This window comes from Bacillus cereus group sp. RP29 (assembly GCF_040459765.1).
Taxonomy (GTDB): Bacteria; Bacillota; Bacilli; order Bacillales; family Bacillaceae_G; genus Bacillus_A; species Bacillus_A paranthracis.
In genome coordinates this window covers 4,869,003-4,889,212 of the sequence record NZ_JARVHN010000001.1, presented here as the reverse complement: position 1 = coordinate 4,889,212, position 20,210 = coordinate 4,869,003, and the positions used below count along the sequence as shown (strand labels likewise).

The window sequence follows — 20,210 nt, the reverse complement described above, 5'->3', positions numbered from 1 at the left end:
AATGAACGCTTTATTTAAAAACCGAGCATTTATGCTCGTTATGGCGTCTGATATTTTACAACAATTTGCAATTTGGATCAGAAATATGGCCCTTCTATATTTCATAATGGAGCGAACGAATAATGATCCAGTTTCCGTTTCATTGTTATCGGTTATGGAATATGCACCTATTTTTATTTTCTCGTTTATCGGTGGTGCGCTAGCTGATCGCTGGAATCCGAAAAGAACAATGGTCGCTGGAGATGTATTAAGTGTAATGTCTATTATAGGAATTGTCCTGTTGTTAAAACTGGATTATTGGCAGGCTATATTTTTTGCAACACTCATTTCAGCGATTGTAGGCCAGTTCTCTCAGCCATCATCTTCGCGTATATTTAAGCGCTACGTAAAGGAAGAACAGGTAGCGAATGCGATTGCATTTAACCAAACATTACAGTCATTATTTATGATTTTTGGACCAGTGGTAGGATCACTTGTGTATACACAACTTGGTTTATTTACGTCACTATATAGCTTAATCATTTTATTTTTGTTATCTGCTATCGCTCTTTCATTTTTACCGAAATGGGTTGAACAAGAGCAAGTGGCGAGAGATTCATTAAAAAATGATATAAAAGAAGGGTGGAAATACGTTCTTCATACGAAAAATTTACGTATGATTACAATTACTTTCACCATTATAGGCTTAGCTGTTGGATTAACAACGCCATTAGAAGTGTTTCTTGTAATAGAACGCCTTGGAATGGAAAAGGAAGCAGTTCAATATTTAGCTGCAGCTGATGGAATAGGTATGTTAATTGGTGGTATTGTTGCTGCGATTTTCGCTTCAAAAGTGAACCCGAAAAAAATGTTCGTATTCGGTATGGGCATATTAGCGATGTCATTTTTAGTAGAAGGGCTATCTACATCATTTTGGATTACTAGTTTCATGAGATTTGGAACAGGTATTTGTTTAGCCTGTGTTAATATCGTTGTCGGTACGCTTATGATTCAACTTGTATCAGAAAATATGGTTGGAAGAGTAAATGGGACGATTTTACCGCTGTTTATGGGAGCTATGCTAATTGGTACTGCTTTAGCTGGAGGATTAAAGGAAATGACATCACTAGTTATTGTGTTTTGTATAGCAATGGCACTTATTTTATTAGCAATAGGGCCAGTTCTACGCATGCAAATAAAGAAAGAAGATGTCACTAATAAAGAGGAACTAACAAATTCGTTAGCGTCGAAATAACTATTGTAAGGGAGCAGAAGTGCTCACTTTTTCTTTGGCGAACTTTTGACAACTATATGAGCCAATTATATACTGATGATGTAAAAACGATTTTACAGGTTAGGAGAAATGGTGTGAAAAATCAAATCTATGAATTACGCACTGAAAATAATATTTCACAAGGCGCATTAGCTGATAAATGTAAGGTTTCTAGACAAACGATAAATGCAATTGAGAATAATAAATATGATCCAAGCTTAGCGTTAGCTTTTCGTTTAGCGGAAGTATTAGGAACAACTGTTGATAAACTATTTTTGTACAAGCAGTAGGGGGAGTAGTTGTTGGGGAAAGAAAAGATAAGCCTTTTCGTTACTATATTAGTTGCTATAGGTACGTTAGTGTATGCACTTTACTATTGGTTAACTGAACTTCAAGTAAACTGGTATGCACTATTTATTTGTAGCATCGCGTTACATTATCTATTTAAAAGTTTGGCATCACATAGCGTCGAAGGGGATACTGAGGAGAAAGATGATTTAGAAAAACATGTATTAAAAACAAGTGCCAATGTTACATATTATGTACTCGTTGTATTAATTTTTGGCTTGTTTTTCGCATCGGTAGGGTTTAATAGATGGATTGATTTTCATAACATACCGTTATTGTTTGCGTTATGTGCTGCGATAGTTGTAAAGCCGGCTGTTGAGTTTTTAATTGTAAGACGTTATAGATAAAAAAGATCCTCTTCTTGCATGAAGAGGATCTTTTTCTTATAGCGTTTTAGTTTTCGGATTAGGTGGTGTAACAGATGTATTATTTTCAGGGACCTTAGTTAATAAAAATCCACCGATAATAAACAACACAATAATACTAAGAACACCAGCATTTGTTTTTCCTGTTAATTGCGTTGTAACACCGACTAATACTGGACCCATAATCGCGGCAAATTTGCCAAATATATTATAAAATCCAAAAAATTCATTTGCAGATTCTTTAGGTACTAGTTTTGCAAAATAGGAACGACTAAGTGCTTGAATCCCGCCCTGAGAAGTAGCAACTAACATTGCTAAAATCCAGAAATCGAGTGTCGTTTTTAAGAAATAAGCATATATGCAGATAATGATGTAAATAATAATACCGACATATAGCATTTTTTTACCGGTAAATGTCTCCGATAGTTTTCCGTACAATAAAGCGAATGGACAAGCTACAATTTGTGTGACGAATAATATGATTAATAGATTTGTTGCACTAATACCGAGGTCTGTTCCGTAAGCGGTGGACATAGTAATAATTGTATCGACCCCATCAATATAGAAAAAGTAAGCAATTAAGAACATAAAGACCGTTTTATATTCTTTAATATTTTTAAAAGTATCAGCAAGGCGTTTGAAGCTCATTGTAATTGGTCTTGGGTGACGTTCAATATAGTGCGTTTGTTCTACGTTTTTTAGCATTGGAATTGTAAATAATCCCCACCAAAGAGCTGTGATCGCAAATGAAATTTGACTAGCAATGCCGACTGATAAAGGGATAGTTCCTTTTTGAGCAAGAATGATAAGAGCGATACAACCGATAAATGGAATAGTACTCCCAATATAGCCTAAAGCGAAACCTCTTGTAGAAATTCGATCCATTCTATCTTCAGAAGTGACATCTACTAAAAATGCATCATAAAAAATGTTTGCTCCAGCAAAACCGACTAATGCGAGCATATAGCATCCTAGTAATAAGTACCACTGAGATGTTGGAACGACTGCTAGCATACTTGTAAATACGATACCGAGTCCAAAGAAGAATGTGAAAAATCGTTTTTTAAATCCTTTATAATCAGCAACTGTGCCGAGAATAGGAGCAAGTATAGAAATTAAAAGTGTTGCGAACGAGTTTGCATATCCCCAATATGCTGTTGAAGTTGCACCAGATAACCCAGCTTCTTTTGCAGCTGCTTTAAAGTAAATTGGGAATAATGCGGTTGTAATGACGAGCGAATATACGGAGTTCGCCCAATCGTATAATATCCAGCTTTTTTCTTGTCTGGACATTTTTTTCATATAATGTTCCCCCTCAAATTTGTTCTACTAACAGTGTACAAAAATAAAAATTATAAAAAGAGAAACAATGATGAATTTTACATAACTTTTACATATATACACAGTTCTTTACAATTGGAGTAAATCCTCTACAATTGATCCGTCTGTTTCACCTAAGTGTAAACCGAGTAGTCTAGCGATAGTTGGGCCTTCATCAATAAGTCTCATATACGGTATGGTAATGCCGCTTTTTATTCCTTTCCCAGCAGCTATAAAAATTGTTTCATAGTTAGGTTTTGTTGGAGAGTATCCATGCGTACCAAATGTATATTTTTTACTAGGCGTAACATCTTTTTCAGTAATTTCTTTTATAAAATCTCCTGTATAGTTTTCAGTGAAATAATACCCTTCTCGTGCTTCCAACATAAATAAACAATTGCCATCTGCACCGCATTCCTTCGCATCCTCATCATGAAGTATAAATTCAATACCGTTTTGTTTATTTTGAAGCAGTTCTTCAAGGAGTAGTTGTACTTCTCGAATTGTATCGGTATCGTTTTTGTCTTTCACATATACATAGGCGGACCCATCGCAACTTTGGCAATAAGCATTCCAGTCTACTAATTTTCCTTTTGAATTTATAGAGATAAGCCCTTTTTGATGAAATAGTACATTTAATTGAATGGCTTTGTTTTCACTTAAAGCGCTATGATCACCAAGAGCGATAATAGTGCTCTCTTCGTATAGTCCACTGTCTTTTAAAGCTTGAATAATTTTCCCTAGTCGCTCATCATGTCTATGAATTGCGGCTATTGTTTCTTTTGATTCAAAGCCGTGATAGTGTCTTTGGGTGTCTAAATCGGTGAAATGTACAAACATGACATTAGGCTTTTTCGTCTGGATTGTATGCACAGCAGAAGCAAGTACGAAATCATCGAGTTCAGGTTGTGACACTCCATTTCGTATATGGCCGAAACGACGATTTAAATCTAATTGATATAGCGGGCTACCGCTAAATAATGAAACTAAAACTTGATTTTGCCACGGTCTATTTGGAAAGATTTCTGGTAAATTGTAATCAATATTTGCTCTGCCGGTAACAGGCCATAGAAGGGCAGCTGTCGTTAAATTTGCTTTATGTGCTTCATCATATAACGTTGTTCCTTGTATTGATTTTCGGTACCAATGCCAATCGGGTGATTCACGTCCAGGTTGAAGTAACGTATTGCTAACAACACCATGTTTATTAGGGTAATTACCAGTTACGATTGTTGAGTGACTTGGGTATGTTACAGAAGGATAAATTGGTTCTACTTTTTCGACAACCGTACCCTTTTTGATTAGAGATTGGAAGTGAGGTAATTTTTGTAGTATAGGAAAATCTAAAGCTGATAAACAGTCGAATGATAAAATGATGACACGATTCGTTAATGCTTTATCCATAAAGTAATCCTCCTAATTATATAAAACCTATTACTATATACTACTATTAATACCTAGTAATAAAAATATGTTTTTAAATAAAATTTATTATTTATTTTCAGAAAAGTTGAACATATAATAAGTATAAGGGAATCTATGGAAGGAGGGAATGGTATGGACTGGTTAGATGGATTTGGTATATTTTACATCATTGGCGGAATCACGATTATCCTTGTATTTGCTATTTCGTATTTACTAAAGAAACGGTTTCCAGACAAGCAGTTCGATATTATATTTGCACTTAGTCTAATACTTCTTTGTTTAGCATCCTTTCCTGTTACAATGATGGTTATTGGTGGATGGGAAGGAATGGGGTATGGGTTTATTGGTTTCTTCGTCCTACTTGGTACACTTATTGGTATGATTGCACATCAACTTTTAAAAATATCACGAAAAAGCTACGTATAAAACTGTAAAAAATGAAAAGAATATATAAAAATAAGAAAATTCACTCTTGTTTTGAAGTGAAATTTATATTATGATATTCAACAAATTTATTTTGTTATAACGATGAAAAAGGACTAGTATATGTTCAACCTTTTTAGCAGAGAGAGAATCCGTCAGGCTGAAAGATTCTTAAAAAGACAACATGGAACCTACCTTTGCGTTCTGCATATGCAGCGGGAATTTCCCGTTATCAAAAAGAGAGCATGCACAATTTTGTGCATGAATCAGGGTGGTAACGCCGGCAAAGCTCGGTCCCTATTTAGGGACGCGGGCTTTTTTGTATTTTCTAGAAGGAGGAAGACTGACTATGGCAAAAGAACAAGTACAAGCGATTACGAAGATGGAAGAGGACTTTGCACAGTGGTACACAGATATTGTAAAAAAAGCAGAACTTGTTGATTATTCAAGTGTAAAAGGATGTATGATTCTACGCCCGTACGGCTATGCCTTATGGGAAAATATGCAGAAAGTTATGGATGAGAAGTTAAAAGCAACCGGTCATGAAAATGTGTATATGCCAATGTTTATCCCAGAGAGCTTATTACAAAAAGAGAAGGATCATGTAGAAGGATTTGCTCCTGAAGTAGCATGGGTGACACATGGCGGGAATGAAAAGTTAGCAGAAAGACTTTGTATACGCCCTACATCTGAAACTTTATTCTGTGAGCACTTTTCAAAAATTGTGCAATCCTATAATGATTTGCCAAAGTTATATAATCAGTGGTGTTCAGTAGTTCGTTGGGAAAAGACAACGAGGCCATTTCTTCGCACAACGGAATTCTTATGGCAAGAGGGTCATACAATTCATGAAACAGCAGAAGAATCTCAAGCTGAAACATTAAATATTTTAAATCTATATGCTTCTTTCTGTGAAGACTATTTAGCGATACCGGTAATTAAAGGACAAAAAACAGAAAAAGAAAAATTTGCGGGAGCAAAGGCAACTTATACGATTGAAAGCTTAATGCATGATGGGAAAGCACTTCAAACAGGAACATCCCATAACTTTGGAACGAATTTCTCTGAAGCATTTGATATTAAATTTTTAGATCGTACCGGTAAGTGGCAATATGTACACCAAACATCTTGGGGCGTATCAACGAGAATGATAGGTGGACTGATTATGGTTCATAGTGATAATAATGGGCTTGTAATGCCTCCTAAAGTTGCACCAGTGCAAGTTGTTATTGTACCGATTGCTCAGCATAAAGAAGGAGTTTTGGCGAAAGCGCTAGAGTTACAAGGACATATTCAAAAGGTTGCACGAGTAAAAATAGATGCTAGTAATAAAACACCAGGTTGGAAATTTAATGAGTATGAAATGAAAGGTATTCCAATTCGATTAGAAGTTGGTCCTAAAGATATTGAAAAGAATCAAGTTGTACTCGTAAGAAGAGATACGAAAGAAAAAGAGTTTATATCAATGGATCAATTAGAAGAACGCATTCCAGCACTACTTGAGGAAATTCATAACTCTTTATTTAATAAAGCAAAAGTATTTCGTGATGAAAATACGTATAGTGTGACGAAGTTTGAAGAGATGAAAAAATTAGCTGATGAAAAGCAAGGATTTATTAAGGCGATGTGGTGCGGGGAACTAGCTTGTGAAGAGAAATTAAAAGAAGAAGTCGGAGTATCTTCTCGCTGTATGCCTTTTGAGCAAGAGCATTTAGCTGACGAATGTATTTGTTGTGGTAAAGAAGCGAAACAAATGGTGTATTGGGGAAAAGCGTATTAATGCTCTTTTGGATAGGAAGGATGAAAAGGACTTTAGGCTGCATAATAAAATGCAATCCAAAGTCCTTTTTAGTTTTACAATTTGTTTCATGTATTTTTAAGATGGAAGGATATGTTTTTATTTTGCGTTTTTACGGCGAATGAATAGTAACATACCAATTAGGAATGTTGAAAGTCCCATTAAAATAGATGCAGGATAATGTGTTGCAGTATTCGGTAACTTATCGCCTTGTTTTTTCGCGTTATCTTTTACGTTACCACCTTTGGAACTATTGCCACCTTGAGGGCCATTTCCTCCTTGAGAACTGCTATCGCCTTTACCACGGTTACCTCCATGAGAGTCATTTCCCCCTTGAGAACTGCTATCGCCTTTACCACGATTGCCGCTAGAGCCATTGCCACCAGAGCCATTGCCGCCAGAACCGTTGCCGCCAGAGCCGTTGTCGCCAGAGCCATTGCCGCCAGAGCCATTGCCGCCAGAGCTGTTGTCGCCAGAGCCACTGCCGCCAGAGCCGTTGCCACCAGAACCACTGCCATCAGAACCGCTACCGCTAGAGCCATTGCCACCAGAACCGTTACCGCCGGAACCATTGCCACCAGAACCATTGCCATCAGAACCGTTACCGCTAGAGCCATTGCCACCAGAACCGTTACCGCCGGAACCATTGCCACCAGAGCCGTTGCCACCAGAACCACTGCCATCAGAACCGCTACCGCCGGAACCATTGCCACCAGAACCACTGCCATCAGAACCGCTACCGCTAGAGCCATTGCCACCAGAGCCGTTGCCACCAGAACCACTGCCATCAGAACCACTGCCATCAGAACCGCTACCGCTAGAGCCATTGCCACCAGAGCCGTTGCCATCAGAACCATTGCCACCAGAACCATTGCCATCAGGGCCGTTGCCGCCAGAACCATTGCCACCAGAACCACTGCCATCAGAACCGCTACCGCTAGAGCCATTGCCACCAGAGCCGTTGCCATCAGAACCATTGCCACCAGAACCATTGCCATCAGAACCATTGCCATCAGGGCCGTTGCCGCCAGAACCATTGCCACCAGAACCACTATCGTCCTGAGAACCACCGTTTCCTGGTGGTTTATTATTATCTTTTGAGTTACCTTCTGCGAAATGATCGTTATTTTGTACAATCGCATTTGTTACTGGAGAGAAGTTTTCTGTTGCTGCATTACCAATATTTAAACCACTAAAAAAAGATAAAGAAAGAGTTGATGCTAAAATAAAAATTTTCGTCATTGATTTCCTCCTGAAAAATTAATATTCCATCTAAAATACATCCCTTTGTAATATTTCATAGGAAAAAGAGTTTTATACAAAAAAATCTATATATAGAAAAAGGTGGTGTATTTCTAAAGAGAGAAAAGAGTTAGTGTAAATTCTTTATAATAGTAGAGTAGTGGGAATTTCACACACATTACAGTAGAGGAAGTGACAGCAGATGAAAGAGTATATTGCATTTGATATTGGTGGTACACACATTAAATATGGAATTGTTTCAGAAACAGGAACAGTACTAAAGCATAAAACAGTTCTAACAGAAATTCATTTGGGCGGAGAACAAATCATTCAAAAACTCATTCTTTTATCAAAAAAATTAATGGGGGAACATAAGGTTTGGGGAATTGGTATTAGTACGGCGGGAATTGTTGACGTTAATAAAGGGGTGGTGACGGGAGGTGTGGATCATATTCCGGGCTATAGTATGATTCCTATTATGAATAGATTGCAAGAGGTATTAAAAGTTCCTGTATCCATTGATAATGATGTGAATTGTGCAGCGTTTGGAGAAAAGTGGAATGGTAGTGGAAGAGAGAAAGGAAATTTTATTATGTTCACCCTTGGAACTGGTATTGGAGGAGCAATTTTTATAGATGGAGAGTTATATAGAGGGCATTCGTTTAGTGCTGGTGAATGGGGAAATATGTTAATAGAAGGAAAGCCGTTTGAAGAGGTCGCTTCCATTTCAGGGTTAATTCATCTTGTCCGAAAATATAAAGGAGAAGGTGATTGGAATGGGAAAACGATTTTCGAACTGTATGATAAAGGAGATAGGGAAGTTACGCAAGCAGTTGAGGTATTCTTTAAACATTTAGCGATTGGAATTAGTAACCTTGCTTATATTTTCAATCCAGAAATGATTGTTATTGGTGGCGGAATTACTGATAGAGGAAATCAGTTCTTAAAAGAAGTAAAAGAAGAGGTAGAAAAATATTTACAAAAAGAGATTTATAATAATTGTGAGATTGAACTTGCACAAAACGGTAATTGTGCAGGAATGATTGGTGCTATTTACCACTTCTTACATCATCATAAGTAAATTATATGAATGTTTTCATATAACTGAGAATTTATCCTTTTTATCACTAGGTAAATAATGCTACAATATAAGAGGAGAATACAATATTTTCCGTATTGGAAAATGCTTTGTAGAAAGGAAGAAACTGCATGCCTATTATTTTAGAAAAAGGTCAAAAGATCGATTTAACGAAAGGACAACCCAAAGTAGCAAAACTACAGGTTGGCTTAGGCTGGGATCCAATTGGGCAATCAGGTGGGTTTCTGTCTTCATTATTTGGAAGTAAACCAAATGTAGATTGTGATGCATCAGTTGTTATGTTAGAAGAAGATCGTTTTTTAAACAAAAACGATTTAGTTTACTTCGGAAACAAGCTTTCTACTTGTGGTAGTATTATTCATTCAGGAGATAATTTAACAGGCGAAGGCGCTGGTGATGACGAAACAATTTTCGTAGAATTACATAAAGTTCCGAGCCGTATTAATCGTTTAGTATTCGTTGTAAATATTTATGACTGTGTAAATCGTCGTCAAGATTTCGGGATGATTCGTAATGCATATATTCGTATTCAAAACCCGCAAACTGGCGAAGAATTCGCACGCTATAATTTATCGGATAATTATGCTGGCAAAACGACTCTAATTGCAGGTGAAATGTATCGCCACGGAAGTGAATGGAAGTTTTCAGCTGTTGGAGAAGGAACACAAGATAAAAACTTAAGTGAGATTGTATCACGTTATCAATAATATAAACCGAGGAGGAATTGTATATGGCATCAATTTCATTGAAAAAAGGACAAAAGGTAGACTTAACAAAAACGAATCCAGGTCTTTCAAAAGTTCTTGTAGGACTTGGTTGGGATACAAATCGTTATGATGGACAAGCTGATTTTGATTTAGATGTTAGTATCTTTTTAGTAGGTGCTAACGGTAAAGTTTCAGGAGCAGAAGATTTTGTTTTCTATAATAACCCAAAAGGTGCGAATGGTGCTGTAGAACATTTAGGAGATAACCGAACTGGCGAAGGTGAAGGCGATGATGAATCTATCAAAGTAGATTTGAAAAATGTACCTGCACATATCGAACGTATTTGTTTCACAATTACAATTTACGATGGAGAAGGTCGTAGCCAAAACTTTGGTCAAGTTTCTAACTCTTTCGTACGTATTTTAGATGAAGAAAAGAATGCAGAGTTAATTCGTTACGATTTAGGAGAAGATTTCTCTATTGAAACAGCTGTTGTAGTAGGTGAACTATACCGCCATGCAGGTGACTGGAAGTTCAATGCAATCGGAAGTGGATTCCAAGGTGGATTAGCGTCTCTATGTAATAACTTTGGTTTAGACGTAGAGTAATAGAGTTATATATCCATCCGTAAATATGTATTTACGGATGGATATATTCTTTAAGATTAAAATATAGAGGTGAATATAAATGGCTATTCAGTTACAAAAAGGACAAAAGATTGATTTAGGTAAGACGAGTCCTGGTTTAACAAAAGCGGTAATTGGTCTTGGCTGGGATATTAAATCTTACGACGGTGGATCAGATTTCGATTTAGATGCATCAGCATTCCTATTAGATGCGAACGGAAAATGTACAAAGGAAACTGATTTTATCTTCTATAATAATTTACAGTCTCCTTGTGGATCTGTTCTACATACAGGAGATAACCGCACAGGTGAAGGTGAAGGTGACGATGAACAACTTGTTGTGGACTTAAAGAAAGTTCCAGCAGATGTGCACAAAATTGCTATTACAGTTACAATTTATGATGCAGAAGGCCGTAGTCAAAACTTTGGACAAGTAGGAAATGCGTTCGTTCGTTTAGCGAATGAAGAAACGAATGAAGAAGTTCTTCGTTTTGATTTAGGGGAAGATTTCTCCATCGAAACAGCAGTTGTCTTTTGTGAATTATACCGTCATAATGGACAGTGGAAGTTTAATGCAGTAGGAAGCGGATTCCAAGGTGGCTTAGGTGCGCTTGTAAGAGCGTATGGCTTGGATGCATAGGAAGGAAACGATATTCGTTTCCTTTTTTTGACCTTTCTATAAATCTAGCAAAGAATAGGGGATAAAGGTAAGATGAGTATTTTGCAAGGAATCCTTGATACGTATGCTCAATTTTTCGACTTGGACATGTGGATTAAAGTGTTGCAGGATCCAGTATCTTGGGGATTAATAGGTACACTTGTTGTACTTGAAGGATTGTTATCTGCTGATAACGCACTTGTATTAGCGGTAATGGTAAAACACCTTCCGGAAGAAAAACGTAAAAAAGCATTATTCTATGGACTTATTGGAGCTTATGTATTTCGATTTATCGCAATTGGAATTGGAATGTTCTTAATTAAATTAGCATGGGTAAAAGTGTTAGGTGCACTTTACTTAGCATGGCTTTCAGTTAAATACTTTATTGATAAACGAAAAGGTAATGCAGAAGAAGAGGAAGCTCATGGTATGAACCAAAACAGTGTTCTCTTCAGAATGTTTGGTGTCTTCTGGGGAACAGTTGCGATGGTTGAATTAATGGATATCGCATTCTCTGTAGATAGCGTACTTGCTGCATTTGGTGTATCAAATGAAGTTTGGATTCTATTATTAGGTGGAATGCTCGGTATTTTAATGATGCGCGGTATCGCTGGTGTATTCTTAAAATTGTTAGAGCGTATTCCAGAACTTGAAACGACAGCATATATTTTAATCTTAATTATCGCAGCAAAAATGTTATTGTCTGTCATTCATATTGAAATAAGCCATACAGTGTTCTTCATTATTTTAGTTGTAGCATTTGGAGCAACATTTATACTTCACTACATGAAGAATTCTGGACAAGCTAAAGAAGAAGTTGCAGCTACTAAAGAAGACAATAAATAATTGAAATGGGTTTGCTCGTTTTACGAGCGCCCATTTTTTATAGACAGAAATAGTTTATAATAGAAGAAAGACTTAGAAAAAGTAAATGTTTTTGGAGGTGAACTGTTGTGTTTTCACGTTTTACACTTCAACCATATGCATTAAAAGATGAATCAGATTTAAAGCAATTTGAAACGCTTTTAGAAAAACGTCCACAATATGAGCTGACAGAGAATGAGATGAAATTTAGTTATATAGCATGTCGAATCCTTGGCGTTCCTAATGATGTAGATGAATATTTCAATGAACTATTTGATTATAGTGAAGCGAAAGGAATTGAAGTTTTACATGAACAAAATTTAAATAAAGTAATCGATTCGGAAAAACTTCGTCATATTCAAGAAGTGTTCGGATTACATCAAGAAGCACCAAATGGTCTAACAGTAAATAGGCTAGTGGCACACTTATCTGGGAAACAACTTTTGCCGAAAGTAGATAATCCTGATTTACAACATTATATACATACGACATTTATTTCTGTATTGAAATTATATGAGAAACAACATAATCAATCTTTAAAGACAGAAGGCTTTCGTCGTTTCTTAATCGACATGATTAAATTAAGCGAAAATTACGTAGCGAAGTGGTTCTCTACGATTAACTATAAGAAACAAATGCCGCGTATTGTTTGGTACGGTGATGCACAGGAAAGCCGTATATATTTCTTATACTTTCTTATTATGCTCGGCTGCGATGTACTTTATTATCACCCAGAAGGAAAAGATGGATTTGAGAATGTCGATGAAGAGGGAAGGACATTTATTATGTCTCATCCAGGCCGTATTGCTCTTGAACCATTTCCAGATCGCCGCCGTGAGCGTGTGGCAACAGTAGCGTATCAAGCTTCAAAAGAAATTGAGCAAGTACTTCACCACGATAATTCACTGCTGTACAAGCCATGGCAATTCCGTTCCTATACGCCTGTAGCTCGTACATTAAAAACAACATATGATGAACTCTTTTTAATTACGAAAGAAAAGGCGTTTGTACGCCCGACATTCTTTGTTGAAAATAAACACATTTATATCCCTTCTTTATTTGCGAAAATATCAGGTGTTTCAAAGAATGATAAAGAGTATTTTCAACGATTAAAGGCTGTTACATCATTTGATAACAGTTTATTAATTAATACATTTCCGTTTACGAAAGAACAAAAAGCAAATTTCCAATACCATTATCGAGATGCATTAGACCGTGGGGGAAAATTGCATCCAGATTTAATTATGAACAGTCATTGGTGGCCACACAAACGATTGCCAGAAGGATTACAACATGGTATTGCAGAAGCGATTATCCATACGTGTGAAAGCGAAATGTGTAAACCAATTGCAAAAGAGACGAAACAAGATGTAGCGCTATATGTTTTCGCGCAACTTTCTCAAATACCACCGAATATTTTAGAACAGCTTGAGAAATTTGATTATTCACAAGATGTACCGAAAATTGTTATATTTAATAATGAGAAGAGTGGAGAGTTAACTCGTTCTGATGCTGTTTTATTACTATTTTTAAATCAAATTGGAGTAGATGTATTCCATTTCAATCCAACGGGAAGAAACGATATTGAACCATATATTGAAGCGGGGGCATTTGATTCACATTGGCTTGAAGAAGTTAATTTCGATCTTGAGTTTCATGGTTCATCAGCCTATAAAAATTTATCACAAACAATAAAAGGACTATTTCGTCCATTTTTATAAGGAAAGGGAGAATACCATATGAATAACCCAGTCGTACTAGATTCGAAAACAGAATTAAATGAGCAAACAGCACAAGATGTTCGCTTGCAACTTAGACAAGATGCGGATGTACAACGTATTTATAATGCGGTAGATATTAAAGATCAATTAGAATTAATTGAACTTGGAAAAGAACCTTCTATGGAAATTTCACGTTTTGCTGATCAAATTTTACATACAATGTCATTATCAAAGATAGAAGATTCTGGTGAATTATTAAAACAGCTTGGTAAAATTATGGACCGATTCGATAGCAAAGACTTTGCGGAAGAGAAAAGCGGTTTCTTCTCACGTATGTTCAAAAAAGCGGATAAAATGATTGAACAAATCTTTAGCAAATATCAAACGATGGGCCGTGAAATTGATAAAGTGTATGTGGAAATTACAAAGTATCAAGATGAAATGAAAAAATCAATTGGTACGTTAGATGGTTTATATGAGCAAAACTTAAAATATTATTTAGACTTAGAAAAATACGTAGTAGCAGGAGAAATGTTATTAGAGCGTTTAAATACAGAGTTAGTTCCGATGTATGAAGAGCGTGTACGTAATAATGATCAATTAGCAGGTATTGAATTAGAGTCGCTTAAAAACTCTGTTGAAATTTTAGAACAGCGTATTGATGATTTAGAAAAAGCACGTATGGTTGCGTTACTTACAGCACCACAAATTCGTATGATTCAACGTGGTAATAATAAATTAATTGGTAAAATAAATACAGCATTTATTACAACGATCCCTATCTTTAAAAATGGTATCATTCAAGCGGTAAATGCGAAGCGTCAAAAGCTTGTTGCAGATTCTATGGCTGAACTGGATCGCCGTACAAATGAATTACTTAAGAAAAATGCACAAAATATCGCGACGCAAAGTGTGGAAGTAGCGAGGTTATCAGGTTCTTCTAGTATTAAGATGGAAACACTTGAGGAAACTTGGAACATTATTTCAAGAGGTATGCAAGAAACACAACAAATTGAAGAACAAAATAAACGTGAGCGTGAAGAAAGCCGCAAACGTATGGCTACATTAACAGAGAACATTAAAAAAGAATTACAAGGATAAAGTGAAACTTTAATCAGTGGGGTAAACGAAAAGGCAATGAGGAATAGTCCTCATTGCCTTTTAGTTTTTCTTCACTAATTTAATGATTTCATTCACAACAAGCGGAATGATACTTAATAAGAGAACAAATCCCCAATCTCGCATCGTTAATGCATGCACACCGAATATATTTGCAAGGGGCGGAATGGAGATGATACAAACTTGCATAAGAACACCGATAAGAAGGGAGAAGACTAAATATTTATTTGTAAAAATCCCAATTGAAAAGATCGATTTCGTTCTTGAACGCAAGTTAAATGAATGAACGAGCTGAGAAAAACTAAGAACGACAAATGCCATCGTTTGAGCGTGTAATAGAGCATCCTCATCAATTTGCTCTGGGAAAAGAGGGAATAGATGTGTATCTCCAGTATAGAACTTTGCTCCGGCGATAAAGGCTATTAGCGTCAAAAGGCCAATGACAACCCCATTGAAAATAAGGAAAGGAATGCTACCACTAAATAAGCTTTCTTTCGCATGTCGTGGTTTTTCTTTCATCACATCAGGATCTTCAGGATCAACCCCAAGTGATAATGCAGGCAGCGTATCTGTAATTAAATTCACCCACAAAATGTGAATAGGTCGTAGTGGTGTTGCCCAGCCGAGTAAAATGGCTAAAAATAAAGTGATAATTTCTCCGAAGTTACAAGAGAGTAGGAAGAGAATTGATTTTTTTATGTTACGATAAATGTTTCTACCTTCCTCAACAGCTTTCACGATAGATGAGAAATTATCATCTGTTAATACGACATCCGCTGCCCCTTTTGCAACATCTGTTCCTGTAATGCCCATCGCTACGCCAACATCTGCTTGTTTTAAAGATGGAGCGTCATTGACGCCATCACCAGTCATAGAAACGATATTGCCTTTTGCACGTAATGCTTTTACGATCTTTACTTTATGTTCTGGAGAGACTCTAGCGAATACATGTAAGCGATCAATTTTGTTTGCTAGTTCTGTATCTGAAATGTTGTCTAATTCAGTTCCAATCATAATTTCAGATATTTCTTCAGCGATGCCAAGTTCTTTAGCAATTGCAAAGGCGGTATCTTTATGGTCACCAGTAATCATAACTGTGCGAATACCGGCTTTTTTACATTCTGTAATTGAATCTTTTACTTCAGTTCGCGGTGGATCAATCATACCGACAAGACCAATAAAGATGAGATTTTCTTCGAGATGATCTATATCCACATCGTTTGAATTGTATTGTTTAAATGCGAATGAAAGTACTCTTAAAGCTTCTTGAGACATTGACCCAGCGGCTTCTAATATTTGATCTTTATCAGCATCTGTTAGAACCTCGATTTTACCGTTTTTAAATATGTGGGTACATCGAGGTAAGAGTTTATCGATAGCACCTTTCGTCATGCTATAGTAGCTTTCATCATATGTATGCACGGTTGACATCATTTTACGATCTGAATCAAAAGGTAGCTCATTTACACGTTCATGTATTTTTTCTAAATGATCTTTTTGCATATTAAAGGTGCTCCCGGCAACGAGAAGAGCAATTTCAGTCGGGTCTCCCGTTTGTGAGTCATTATTGTAAGATGCATCATTACATAGCACCATATTTTCTAACAATAGACGTTGCACATCATTATTTACGTTTAAATTTTCTAATTGATCGTATGTGTTATCACTATAAAAGTGAGTAACGGTCATTTTATTTTGTGTTAACGTACCTGTTTTATCTGAACAAATAATTGTGACAGAACCGAGAGCTTCAACAGCTGGTAGTTTCCGAATGATAACATTTTGTTTAATCATACGCTGCACACCAATTGCAAGAACGATGGAAACGATAGCTGGCAAACCTTCTGGAATAGCTGCAACGGCTAAACTAATTGCAGTCATAAACATTTCTAGTGTATCTCGTCCTTGTAAAAAGCCGATGAGAAACATCACGATACAAATAGCTACAGCAACAAAGCCTAAATACTTTCCGACTTGTGCTAAGCTTTTTTGAAGTGGTGTCATATCATCGTCTGCTTCATGTAACAAGGTAGCAATCTTACCAATTTGTGAGTTCATTCCAGTTTCAACAGCAACACCAACGCCTCGTCCATATGTAACAAGAGTAGACATAAAGGCCATATTCTTTTGATCACCGAGTGGTACTTGTTCATCACTTTGCATGGAAGGGTGGTAGATTGCATCTTTATCAACAGGGACAGATTCACCAGTTAGAGCAGATTCTTCAACTTTTAAATTTGCGGTTTCGATCAGGCGTAAATCGCATGGGATATATCGTCCGGCGTCGAGCATAACGATATCACCTGGAACGACGTGCTCAGATGGAATTTCTTTTAGTTCACCATCTCGCTTGACGATAGCTTTAGGTGTCGCCATCTTTTTCAATGCCTCTAAAGCTTGTTCTGCTTTCGATTCTTGGACGACACCGATAACAGCATTTAAAACTACAACGAGCGCAATAATACTTGCATCAGCCCATTCACCTACAAAGGCTGAAATAAGGGCAGCAATAATAAGGACATATACGAGGACGTCATTAATTTGGGCGAAAATACGCTGCCATAAAGTGCGTTTTTGTTTTGTAGCTAATTCATTAGAACCGTATTGCTTTAAACGTCCATTTACAATTTCTTCTGTTAAACCGTGTTGTTCGTTTGTTTCTAGGTCGATTAATGTTTGATCTTTCGTCTTACTGTACCAATTGCTCATAAGTAAGCACCTCCAGTAAAAACAGTTAGCAATGGTAGTGTTGCTATTATTTGTGAGTAGTATGTATGGAGAAAAAATCTAAGGTGAGGTTCTACTTCTATTGTACAATATTTTACAGTTGATTGAGGGAAAGAGAAGAGTTGTCATGAATTTGTTGGAAGTAAAAAAGAGCCTCATAAACGAGGCTCCTTTACTTTTTAATTAATGTACCTAATTCTTCTGTAATAGCTTGCATTTCACTAATGCTGAATGTTTCACGTTTCATAACATGCTCATAAATGTCACGTAAGTCTTCGTACATTTCTTCATTAAAGCTAGCAGCTCTCATCGCTCCAGCATTAACCATACGTAATTTTTCTTTAATAGCTTCAACCATATATTCAACGTTTTCTTCTGACTTTACGGATAAATCCACCGAAGTGTCCCCCTTTAAAATAACATAAGGCTATCTTAACATTTTTTATCATTTTCGTTAATGAATCTTTTCAATCCTATTAAATTAGTAGGGATTTCCTTTATATTCACTAATTGGTTGTTTATACTATAAGTATATATAAAGAAATGCACCAAGAAAGGAAGAAACAAAAATATGGTTCAAGTATTGTTTGTTTGTCTTGGGAACATTTGCCGTTCTCCGATGGCAGAAGTGATTTTTCGAAATCTTGTCGTAAAAGAGGGACTCGAAGAGAAAATTGTCATTGATTCTGCAGGAACTGGAGATTGGCATGTTGGCCATCCGCCACATAAAGGAACACAAAAAATTTTAAAAGAAAATGCAGTCACTTTTGAAGGAATTAAAGCAAGGCAAGTAGAAAAAGAAGACTTAACAAAGTTTGATTATATTATTGCCATGGACAACAAGAATATAGCAGATTTAAAAAGTTTAGGTAAAACTGGAGGCTATATTGGTAGGCTGTCCGATTTTGTTCCAGACGGTGGCTGGACAGACGTTCCCGACCCTTACTATACAGGGAATTTCCAAGAAGTATATGACCTTGTAACAGAAGGGTGTGCAAAGCTATTAGCTTTCATTCGAAAAGAACAAGGAATATGAGGAAGCTTAGAAAGAAATACTTTCTAACATAAGAAATGAAAGGGTGAAGGAATATGGCAAAGAAAAATAATATTGCTCGAAACATTGCGATTGGTGTAGCTGCAGGTGTAGCTGTATCTATGTTGAAGAAAGAAAACCGTGAAAAAGTAAAAAATACTGCAGAAAAAGCAAAAACAAAGATGATTGAAATTGGTGAAAATGCAAAAATCAAAGAAAAAGTGCAAACTGTTACAGATAAAGGACGCGAACTTGCTGATTTAAATGTAGTGAAAGCAAAAGTAGCAGAAATTAAAAAATTGACGCCGTCTGTTGTAGAGACGTTAAAAGAAACGAAAGAAATTTTTAGTAAGAAAAAGGTTGAGCCAGCAGAGAAGCCAGAAACGATTGAAATTCAAGCTGTTTCTCCAAAAGTAGATGAACTGAAAGCAGAAGAAGAGCCGGTAGTTGCTGAAGATGGCGGTATGAAAGAAGCGCGTGAACTATTTATGAAAGACTCCAATGTAGAGGAAAAAAAAACTGAAGCGTACATTGAGTTGAAGCAAGATAAAGAAGAGAAGAAAAGCGTTTAACCATATATGAGAAAAATTTTAGAAAAGGTGAGAAGAAATCGTACTTATTCGTTTGGTAAAGATTTATATGACCGAACGATGCGCGATGATGTAGCGGGCTTGGCAGCACAGCTCGCTTATTTCTTCTTGCTTGCGATTTTTCCTGGGCTTGTTTTCTTAATTACGCTTCTTGGATTCATTGACCTTCAAACAGAAAGTGTGCTCAACTTATTAGAACCGTACGTACCTGAAGATGCAATGTCTTTGATTGAAGTAAACGTGGATAAAGTTGTAAATGAGCAAAATGGTGGTTTATTATCATTTGGTTTATTATCAATGCTATGGTTTGCTTCAAATGGTGTAAATGCGGTGATGAATGCTTTTAACCGTGCGTATGATGTAACAGAAACACGTTCTTTTATTAAAACGAGGGCGTTATCAATTGTATTTACATTAGCGATTATTTTTATGATTGTGTTTGCACTAATTGTTCCAGTGTTTGGACAAGTCATTGGGGCAGCTGTATTTAAAGCAATTGGTTTATCGGATAGTTTTTCTTACGTGTGGAGTATTACGCGTTTAGTAGCGAGTTTCTTCGTGTTATTTGCATTGTTTAGTTTTTTATATACATTTGCACCAGATCGAAAATTAAAAAGAAGAGAAGTCATTTCAGGAGCAACATTTGCTACTGTAGGATGGATTGTGGTATCGTACTCATTTGCTTATTATGTAGATAAGTTTGCGAATTACGCCAATACATATGGTGGTCTCGGTGGTATTATTATTTTAATGTTATGGTTTTACTTAACTGGATGGGTAATTTTACTTGGCGGTGAAATTAATGGTTTACTCCATTATTATAGGACGGGTGACAATAATTCCCGTAATGAAAAGTGAGCTCTTGTTCCATAATAATAGGGAACAGGGGGGAT

Annotated in this window: 20 protein-coding genes and 1 other annotated feature; of the genes, 15 read left to right on the top strand and 5 right to left on the bottom strand. The window is 36.4% G+C overall.

The genetic code is table 11. The annotated features are described in order from the left end of the window. Nucleotide 1 precedes the first annotated feature (1 nt). From QCI47_RS25900 to QCI47_RS25890, 3 genes are read left to right on the top strand one after another with little or no spacing between them, the layout of a single operon-like run. The gene (locus QCI47_RS25900; RefSeq protein WP_046199038.1) at nt 2-1,234 is read left to right on the top strand and encodes an MFS transporter; all 1,233 of its coding nucleotides are present in this window, start codon (nt 2-4) and stop codon (nt 1,232-1,234) included. A gap of 56 nt (nt 1,235-1,290) precedes the next feature. Beyond that, complete coding sequence (locus QCI47_RS25895) at nt 1,291-1,542, top strand: helix-turn-helix transcriptional regulator (RefSeq protein WP_001996603.1); 252 nt, start codon at nt 1,291-1,293, stop codon at nt 1,540-1,542. 12 nt (nt 1,543-1,554) lie between these two features. Beyond that, a complete protein-coding gene (locus tag QCI47_RS25890) occupies nt 1,555-1,947 on the top strand; it encodes a hypothetical protein (protein ID WP_000514010.1) in 393 nt (130 codons plus the stop codon). Between the two features lie 36 nt (nt 1,948-1,983). On the opposite strand, the gene QCI47_RS25885 is transcribed toward QCI47_RS25890, so the two are convergent. Then, nucleotides 1,984-3,267, bottom strand: a complete 1,284-nt coding sequence (locus QCI47_RS25885) for an MFS transporter (protein ID WP_000738822.1) — start codon at nt 3,265-3,267, stop codon at nt 1,984-1,986. 108 nt (nt 3,268-3,375) lie between these two features. Further along, the gene (locus QCI47_RS25880; RefSeq protein WP_000356448.1) at nt 3,376-4,689 is read right to left on the bottom strand and encodes an alkaline phosphatase family protein; all 1,314 of its coding nucleotides are present in this window, start codon (nt 4,687-4,689) and stop codon (nt 3,376-3,378) included. 153 nt (nt 4,690-4,842) lie between these two features. On the opposite strand from QCI47_RS25880, the gene QCI47_RS25875 reads away from it, so the two are divergent. Together QCI47_RS25875 and proS are read left to right on the top strand one after the other, a co-directional pair. Next, nucleotides 4,843-5,136: a YesK-like family protein gene (locus QCI47_RS25875; protein ID WP_000383851.1), complete on the top strand. Its 294-nt coding sequence runs from the start codon at nt 4,843-4,845 to the stop codon at nt 5,134-5,136. A gap of 93 nt (nt 5,137-5,229) precedes the next feature. Continuing rightward, nucleotides 5,230-5,435, top strand: a binding site (T-box leader). A gap of 47 nt (nt 5,436-5,482) precedes the next feature. Then, nucleotides 5,483-6,913 (top strand): proline--tRNA ligase, encoded by a 1,431-nt coding sequence (gene proS / locus QCI47_RS25870; RefSeq protein WP_001040964.1) that lies wholly within the window; start codon nt 5,483-5,485, stop codon nt 6,911-6,913. Nucleotides 6,914-7,030: 117 nt separating this feature from the next. Here the strand turns inward: proS and QCI47_RS25865 are convergent, their stop codons facing one another. Continuing rightward, a complete protein-coding gene (locus QCI47_RS25865) occupies nt 7,031-8,173 on the bottom strand; it encodes an LPXTG cell wall anchor domain-containing protein (protein WP_353811985.1) in 1,143 nt (380 codons plus the stop codon). A 202-nt stretch (nt 8,174-8,375) separates the two neighbouring features. Between QCI47_RS25865 and QCI47_RS25860 the strand changes: the two genes are divergently transcribed. From QCI47_RS25860 to QCI47_RS25830, 7 genes are all read left to right on the top strand, one after another. Next, nucleotides 8,376-9,254 carry an ROK family protein gene (locus tag QCI47_RS25860; RefSeq protein WP_000666104.1) on the top strand — a complete coding sequence of 293 codons (879 nt, stop codon included), beginning with the start codon at nt 8,376-8,378 and terminating at the stop codon, nt 9,252-9,254. 128 nt (nt 9,255-9,382) lie between these two features. Next, nucleotides 9,383-9,979 (top strand): TerD family protein, encoded by a 597-nt coding sequence (locus QCI47_RS25855; RefSeq protein WP_001121580.1) that lies wholly within the window; start codon nt 9,383-9,385, stop codon nt 9,977-9,979. Nucleotides 9,980-10,002: 23 nt separating this feature from the next. Further along, nucleotides 10,003-10,587: a TerD family protein gene (locus tag QCI47_RS25850; protein ID WP_000146722.1), complete on the top strand. Its 585-nt coding sequence runs from the start codon at nt 10,003-10,005 to the stop codon at nt 10,585-10,587. 79 nt (nt 10,588-10,666) lie between these two features. Continuing rightward, the gene (locus tag QCI47_RS25845) at nt 10,667-11,245 is read left to right on the top strand and encodes a TerD family protein (RefSeq protein WP_001007533.1); all 579 of its coding nucleotides are present in this window, start codon (nt 10,667-10,669) and stop codon (nt 11,243-11,245) included. Nucleotides 11,246-11,317: 72 nt separating this feature from the next. Next, on the top strand, nt 11,318-12,109 hold the full coding sequence (locus QCI47_RS25840) for a TerC family protein (protein WP_000025699.1): 792 nt from the start codon (nt 11,318-11,320) through the stop codon (nt 12,107-12,109). A gap of 107 nt (nt 12,110-12,216) precedes the next feature. Continuing rightward, nucleotides 12,217-13,848 (top strand): YceG family protein, encoded by a 1,632-nt coding sequence (locus QCI47_RS25835; RefSeq protein ID WP_000492873.1) that lies wholly within the window; start codon nt 12,217-12,219, stop codon nt 13,846-13,848. A gap of 18 nt (nt 13,849-13,866) precedes the next feature. Continuing rightward, nucleotides 13,867-14,949: a toxic anion resistance protein gene (locus QCI47_RS25830; protein WP_001064413.1), complete on the top strand. Its 1,083-nt coding sequence runs from the start codon at nt 13,867-13,869 to the stop codon at nt 14,947-14,949. Nucleotides 14,950-15,009: 60 nt separating this feature from the next. On the opposite strand, the gene QCI47_RS25825 is transcribed toward QCI47_RS25830, so the two are convergent. Together QCI47_RS25825 and QCI47_RS25820 are read right to left on the bottom strand one after the other, a co-directional pair. Beyond that, nucleotides 15,010-17,676, bottom strand: coding sequence for a cation-translocating P-type ATPase (locus QCI47_RS25825; RefSeq protein ID WP_086707081.1), 2,667 nt, complete (start codon nt 17,674-17,676; stop codon nt 15,010-15,012). Between the two features lie 190 nt (nt 17,677-17,866). After that, complete coding sequence (locus tag QCI47_RS25820; protein ID WP_000366197.1) at nt 17,867-18,091, bottom strand: DUF1128 domain-containing protein; 225 nt, start codon at nt 18,089-18,091, stop codon at nt 17,867-17,869. Between the two features lie 174 nt (nt 18,092-18,265). On the opposite strand from QCI47_RS25820, the gene QCI47_RS25815 reads away from it, so the two are divergent. From QCI47_RS25815 to QCI47_RS25805, 3 genes are read left to right on the top strand one after another with little or no spacing between them, the layout of a single operon-like run. Beyond that, nucleotides 18,266-18,730 carry a low molecular weight protein-tyrosine-phosphatase gene (locus QCI47_RS25815; protein ID WP_353811984.1) on the top strand — a complete coding sequence of 155 codons (465 nt, stop codon included), beginning with the start codon at nt 18,266-18,268 and terminating at the stop codon, nt 18,728-18,730. Nucleotides 18,731-18,783: 53 nt separating this feature from the next. Then, a complete protein-coding gene (locus tag QCI47_RS25810; protein WP_001085393.1) occupies nt 18,784-19,299 on the top strand; it encodes a DUF4075 domain-containing protein in 516 nt (171 codons plus the stop codon). A 6-nt stretch (nt 19,300-19,305) separates the two neighbouring features. Continuing rightward, complete coding sequence (locus QCI47_RS25805) at nt 19,306-20,175, top strand: YihY/virulence factor BrkB family protein (RefSeq protein ID WP_309422957.1); 870 nt, start codon at nt 19,306-19,308, stop codon at nt 20,173-20,175. Nucleotides 20,176-20,210: the final 35 nt, after the last annotated feature.